Below are 6,550 nucleotides of genomic sequence, written 5' to 3' on the forward strand. Positions count from 1 at the left end.
CACCCGCACACCGCCGGCCGCGCCGCCTCCCCGGCGGCCACGCCCGGCCCGCACGCCGAGGAGCCACCCCCCGTGCCGTATACCGACCTCCCCCGGACCATCCGGCCGCCCGGACCGCCGAACTCCCGCCGGAACCGGGGGACTTCGACACCTTCTGGAGCGAGACCCTGCGGACGGCCCGGAAGGCCGGCGGCGATCCCGAGGTCCGCCCGGTGCCCGACGCGCCCCTGACCACCCTCGACGCCTACGACGTACGGTTCGCCGGCTGGGCCGGCCAGCCCATCGCCGCTTGGCTCGTCGTCCCCTCGGAGGCCGAGGGGCCCCTGCCGACGGTGATCACGTACATCGGGTACAGCGGCGGACGCGGCCTGGCCACCGACCATCTCCTCTACGCGTCCGCCGGATACGCCCACCTCGTCGTCGACAGCCGCGGCCAGGGCCACGACACCCCCGACCCGCATCCGGACAGCGGAACCCAGGGGGTCCACGGGTACATGACCAGGGGGATCGAGGACCCGCACGCCCACTACTACCGCCGGCTCGTTACCGACTGCGTCCGAGCGGTCGACGCCGCCCGCTCACTGCCCCACGTCGACCGGGACCGGATCGTGGTCCAGGGCGCAAGCCAGGGGGGCGGGCTCGCCCTCGCCGTCGCCGGACTCGCCGGGGATCACATCGCGGGAGCCCTGCCCGACGTGCCCCTCCTCTGCCACATCCGGCGCGGCGCCGAGACCGCGACCGAGGGACCGTACACCGAACTCGTCGACCACCTGCGCCACCACGACCCCTACGCGGCGGACCGTGTCTTCACCACCCTCGGCTACTTCGACGGCGTGCACTTCGCCCGCAGGGCCACGGCTCCCGCCCTGTTCAGCGCCGGCCTGATGGACGCCGTCTGCCCGCCGTCCACGGTCCTCGCGGCCTTCCGGAACTACGCGGGGGAGAAGGACATCCGAGAGTGGCCCTTCGGCGACCACTCCGGGGGCAAGGGGGCCACAGCCGTCGAGCACCTGCGCTGGCTGCGCCGGCACGGACTCGCCCCCGCCCGGCGATAGTCCGGCGGAAGCCGGAAGGAGAACGCCGAGGAGTCGGGCGGCAGACCGGTGAGAACCGGAAAGAAGGTACGAGGAAGAGGCCGTACCTCCGTGGGGGAGGTACGGCCTCTCGTCGGGCGCGCGTCACGCGGAAGAGGCCGTACCTCCGTGGGGGAGGTACGGCCTCTCGTCGGGCGCGCGTCACGCGGGCCGGGGCGGGCCCGTCGAGCCCCGCGGCGTCAGCGACGGCGTCGGGACCTGGAGCGCCCCGCTGTGCGTGCCCTCGATCACCCCGAAAAGGGCACGCGCGACCTCCTCGCCGAAGCGGTGCACGTCATGGCTCATGGCGGAGAGTGGCGGGTGGGTGAGCCGGCACAGCTGCGAGTCGTCCCAGGCCAGCAACGACACGTCGTCCGGCACCACGAGCCCCATCTCCGATGCCACGGCAGCCCCGGCGACCGCCATGATGTCGTTGTCGTACACGATCGCCGTCGGACGGTCGCGGGTCAGCAGCAGACCGCGGGTCGCCCGGGCACCCTCCTCGCCGGCGAAGCCGGTCGACACCTGGCGCCGGCCGTCGAGACCCAGCTCCGCCATGGTGGTCTCGAACGCCCTGGCGCGGATGCCGCTGTGTCCGAGACCGGCGGGGCCGCCGACACGTGCGATGCGCCGGTGGCCGAGCGCCGCCAGGTACCGCACGGCGTCCGCGGCCGCCGTGGCGTCGTCCGTCCAGACCGAGGGGAATCCGCCGGTCAGCGACGGATGCCCGACGGCGACCGCGGGAAGTCCCAGCGCCCGCAACGGCGGGACCCGGGGATCCTCCTGCCGGAAGTCGACCAGGATCGCCCCGCCGATCATCTTGCCCCGCCACCACCCCTCGTACAGGGCGATCTCCTCGTCCAGGTCCCGCACCAGCCGGAGCAGCAGCGAGCACGAACGCTCCGTCAGAACACTCTCGATACCGGAGATGAACTCCATGTAGAAGGGTTCGAGTCCCAGCAGCCGGGCCGGGCGGCAGATCGCCAGACCCACGATGCCCGCCCGCTGCCCGGACAGGCTCCGCGCCGTCTGGTGCGGAGCCCAGCCCAGCTCCCGGGCGACCTCGAAGATCCGCTCCCGCGTCGCCCGGGACACCCCCGGGCGGTTGTTGAACGCCATCGACACCGCGCCTTTGGACACACCGGCCCGCGCCGCGACGTCGTTGATGGTGACGCGTGGGGCAGCGGCGCTCACGCCGGGTCCACGCTGAACAGGGCCGCGCGAACCCGCTCGACGTCGACGTCCGCGCAGCCGCTCACCCGGATTGTCGCCTCCTCGCCGGGCAGCAGCGTGAGCAGGCCCCGGTCCGCGCTCGCCGCGGGACCGAGCCGGTCGGGCTGGAGGAGGAGGTCTCTCACCAGGGTCTCCGCCGTCACCACCACGTCGACGGCCGTACTCGTCCCGGGCACGGCCTCCAGCCGGACCTCGTACCGGGCGGACGGGTAGGCGAACTCCTTGTCGGGCACGGGGAAATGCACCGCGCGGAGCCCGTCTGCGTCCGCGACCAGGAACTCCTTGGGCGATCCCGGCGCGGGCAGCAGCTCCGCGGGGAGCGCCGGCCTGGCGACCGAGCGCGGGGCGGCCACCACCTCGATCACGGTCTCCCGCAGGACGGTCCCGTCCGCGTCGACGCGCCGCAGCGCGACCGCCGTGTGCCAGGGGGAGCCGGACTGGTTGTCGACGGCGAGCACCGGACCGTCGTCGCCCGGCAGGAGGGTGAGCAGCCGGTCCGCGTACACGCGCCGCAGCTCGTGGTGGAGCGGCTTGAGACGGCCGTCGCCGTCGATCGCGGCCCAGGAGCTGACCGGCCAGCAGTCGTTGAGCTGCCACACCACCGTGCCCGCGCAGACCGGCCAGTGGGCCCGCCAGTGCTCGATACCCGCCGCCACGGCCCGCGCCTGGACCACCTGGGCCAGGTAGTGCCAGCGGTCGAAGTCGCCCTCGGGAAGCCGGAAGTGGCGCTCGATGCCCCGGTTCAGCTTGCCGTTGCCGTCCTCGGCCTTCTGGTGGTGCAGCATGCCGGGGGAGTCCGGGGCGAGCTCCTCACCGGGCAGGGCGCGCCGCAGCGTGGCGAGCGCGGGCGGTGCCTGCCAGCCGAACTCGGCGACGAAGCGCGGCACGCTCGCCCGGTACTCGGCGTAGTCCTGGCGGTTCCACACCTCCCACGAGTGGTGGGTGCCGTGACGGGTGTCGTTGGGGTGGTGGTCCCAGGACCCGGACCAGGGACTGCCGGCCGTGTACGGGCGGGTCGGGTCCAGCTCGGCGACGATCCGCGGCAGCACCCCGAGGTAGTACCCCTCGCCCCAGGAGTCTCCCGCGAGGGGCGCCTCCCAGTTCCAGTCGCGGAATCCCCAGAGGTTCTCGTTGTTGCCGTTCCACAGGACCAGGCTGGGGTGCGGCATGAGGCGGACAACGTTGTCACGCGCCTCTGCCTCCACCTCCTCGCGCAGCGGCCGCTCCTCGGGATAGGCGGCGCAGGCGAAGAGGAAGTCCTGCCAGACCATGAGCCCGAGCTCGTCGCAGATGTCGTAGAAGGCGTCGTCCTCGTAGATGCCGCCGCCCCAGATGCGGATGAGGTCGACGTTGGCGTCGGCGGCCTGGGTGAGCCGGGTCCGGTAGCGCTCGGGCGTGATGCGGGAGGGCAGGACGTCGTCGGGGATCCAGTTGACCCCGCGCGCGAAGGTCCGTACGCCGTTGACGACGAAGGTGCAGCCGGTTCCGTGCGCGTCGGCCGAGCGGTCGAGCTCGACGGTACGGATGCCGATCCGGCGCCGCCAGACGTCGAGCGGCCTCTCCACCGCGTCCAGCAGCGTCACATCGAGCTCGTACAGGGGCTGGTCGCCGTAGCCGCGCGGCCACCACAGCCGCGCCTCGGGAACGTCCAGGCGCAGTACGGTCTCGTCGCCCTCGAAGGAGACCTCGGCCGCCGCGAAGGTCTTCGTCTCCTCGAAGGCCCCTGCCTGCTCGAAGGAGGCCGCGGTTTCGTCGGGGGCCGCGGCTTCGGCCGTGGCCTCGGTCCCTCGGGCGGTGGCCCCTCGGGCAGCCCGGACGGTGGCCCGTACGGTCAGCGGGCGACCGGCGCCCTGCTCCGTGCGCTCGATCCGGAGCCGGAGCTCGACGTGGCCGGTCGCGCCGTCGACCGTGACGAGCGGGCGGACCTGCGCGAGCCGGGCGGTCGACCAGTGCTCCAGGCGCACCGGGCGCCACATGCCCGCCGTCACGACGGTGGGCCCCCAGTCCCAGCCGAAGCTGCAGGCCATCTTGCGGATGTACTGGAAAGGCTCGGGGTAGACGTTCGGCCGCTCCCCGGTGAGCGCGCGGACCCGGTCCGCCTCCTCGTACGCCGAGGCGAAGCGGACTTCGAGGGGTCCTGTGCGGCCGGTGACGTCGAAGCGGTGCGCGCGGTGCATGTTGCGCGTGGTGCCGAGGGTCTCGCCGGCCAGGACGATCTCCGCCGCCGTGTCCAGTCCCTCGAAGACCAACTCGGTGCGCTCGTGAGGGCTGTCGTGGGTCAACGCGGTGACGTAGGACCACGCCTGGCGGCCGACCCACGCGATCTCCGTCTCGTTCCGGCCGATGAAGGGGTCGGGTATGACCTGCGCGGCGAGCAGATCGGTGTGGACGCAGCCGGGGACGCGGGCCGGGAGCAGTGCGTCCTCGTGGCGCAGGCTCCAGCCCTCGGTCAGCTGGGTGACGTCCTTCATGTGTGCGGCTCCAATCGCCTGACAGCGGCGGGTGCGTATACGACCCCGACAACCTAGCGGCCTGCTCAGCCTCTGTCCATGAACCGGTAAAGTTCCGTCTAAGTCACCGAACGTGTACGGAGAGGTGTGAATTCCAGGGCTCTACTGCCCCGGGGCAGTGTTTCGGGTAACGATTGAGCATCGCGCGGGAATCGAGCGCTTTACCGGTTCACACGGTCCTGTCATAGTGCCGACATCCCACTTTGACCTGAGCCGTAACCCTGAAGGAGTTGGGCACATGGGGAAGACGAAGGCGCTCACGGGCGCACTTCTCACCGCCGCGATGCTGACCGTGGCGGGATGCAGTGGCGGGGGAGCCGCCTCCGGCGAGACCGCGGCGGCGCCCGCGAACCCGAACGAGGCCTCCGGCGAGATCAAGGTCCTCACGCATCGCACCGACCTCGTCCAGAACGGCACGCTCAAGGGGTACGCGGCGGCCTTCAACAAGATCTATCCCAAGGTGAAGGTGAAGTTCGAGGGCATCACCGACTACGAGGGGGAGGTGAAGATCCGTATGAACACCAAGGCGTACGGAGACGTGCTGATGATCCCCGCGGCGGTCGCCAAGAAGGACTACCCGAAGTTCTTCGCGCCTCTCGGGCCGACCGCCGAACTGTCGGAGAAGTACCGCTTCAGCGACAAGACCGAAGTGGGAGGCAAGGTCTACGGCATCGCCCAGTTCGGCACGGCCAACGGTTTCGTCTACAACAAGACGCTGTGGAAGAAGGCCGGGATCACCGAGTGGCCGAAGACTCCGCAGGAGTTCACCGCCGCACTGAAGGCGATCGCGGAGAAGACGGACGCCGTCCCGTACTACACGAACTTCAAGGACGGCTGGCCGATGGTCCAGTGGACCTCGAACGTGGGCTCGGTGACCTGCGACGCGAAGGCGGCCGACAAGCTGGCCGGGCCGGTCTCCCCCTGGAAGCCCGGCGGTGAACTGCACACGATCGACACGCTGCTCCACGACATCGTGAAGCAGGGGCTCGCCGAGAAGGACCCCACCACCACCAACTGGGAGACCTCCAAGGCCCTGCTCGCCGAGGGCGGGATCGGTGCGATGATGCTGGGCTCCTGGTCGATCACCCAGATGCAGGCCGCGGCGAAGGAGGCCGGCGGCTCCGCGGCGGACATCGGCTTCATGCCCTTCCCCGTCCAGCGCGACGGCAAGTTCTGCGCCACGCTCGTCTCCGACTACCAGCAGGCCGTCAGCGCATACTCCGAGAACAAGACGGCGGCGCGCGCCTGGATCGACTGGTTCACCGAGAAGTCCGGTTACTCGGAGCGGGAGGGCGCGGTGCCAGCGGTGAAGTCGGCTCCTCTGTCGGCGACGCTCAAGGATTACGTTGACAACGATGTCACCCTGATGGAGCGCTCCGAGGCCGAGACGGCCACGGTCAACGACATCGACAACGCCGCCGAGATCGGCCTGAACAAGCCCGACTACCGGCAGAAGCTCATCGACACCGCGCGCGGAGCACAGAAGGGCAGCCTCCAGGACTTCTTCGCCGACCTCGACAAGAGGTGGGACGAGGCGGCGAGGACCGCCGGTTCCTGACCCCGGCGGAGCGGGCCCCGGCCGTACGACACCGGCCGGGGCCCTCTGACCTCCCGCAGTCGCGGACACGAAAGGCCGACATGACCGAGACACCTCCCCCTTCGACGGGGCCCGCGCCGGACCCCGCGCCCGTGGCCACACGGGCCCTCGGGGCCGGGCCCGCGCCGGACCCCGCG

Annotated in this window: 4 protein-coding genes; 2 read left to right on the forward strand and 2 right to left on the reverse strand. The window is 71.3% G+C overall.

Translation table 11 applies throughout. The features are described from left to right. A partial coding sequence (locus J7E93_RS36105; protein ID WP_251067574.1) for an alpha/beta fold hydrolase occupies positions 1 to 1,055 on the forward strand: 1,055 nt, incomplete at its 5' end. A gap of 180 nt (positions 1,056 to 1,235) precedes the next feature. Here J7E93_RS36105 and J7E93_RS36110 read toward each other — a convergent pair. After that, entirely contained in the window at positions 1,236 to 2,267 is a 1,032-nt protein-coding gene (locus J7E93_RS36110; RefSeq protein WP_215074269.1) for a LacI family DNA-binding transcriptional regulator, read from the reverse strand. After that, the gene (locus J7E93_RS36115; RefSeq protein WP_215074270.1) at positions 2,264 to 4,777 is read right to left on the reverse strand and encodes a glycoside hydrolase family 2 protein; all 2,514 of its coding nucleotides are present in this window, start codon (positions 4,775 to 4,777) and stop codon (positions 2,264 to 2,266) included. The genes J7E93_RS36110 and J7E93_RS36115 overlap by 4 nt, the downstream gene beginning before the upstream one ends. Before the next feature lie 277 nt (positions 4,778 to 5,054). On the opposite strand from J7E93_RS36115, the gene J7E93_RS36120 reads away from it, so the two are divergent. Then, entirely contained in the window at positions 5,055 to 6,374 is a 1,320-nt protein-coding gene (locus J7E93_RS36120) for an ABC transporter substrate-binding protein (RefSeq protein ID WP_215074271.1), read from the forward strand. The last annotated feature ends 176 nt before the right edge of the window (positions 6,375 to 6,550 follow it).

It is taken from the genome of Streptomyces sp. ISL-36 (assembly GCF_018614205.1).
Lineage (GTDB): Bacteria > Actinomycetota > Actinomycetes > Streptomycetales > Streptomycetaceae > Streptomyces.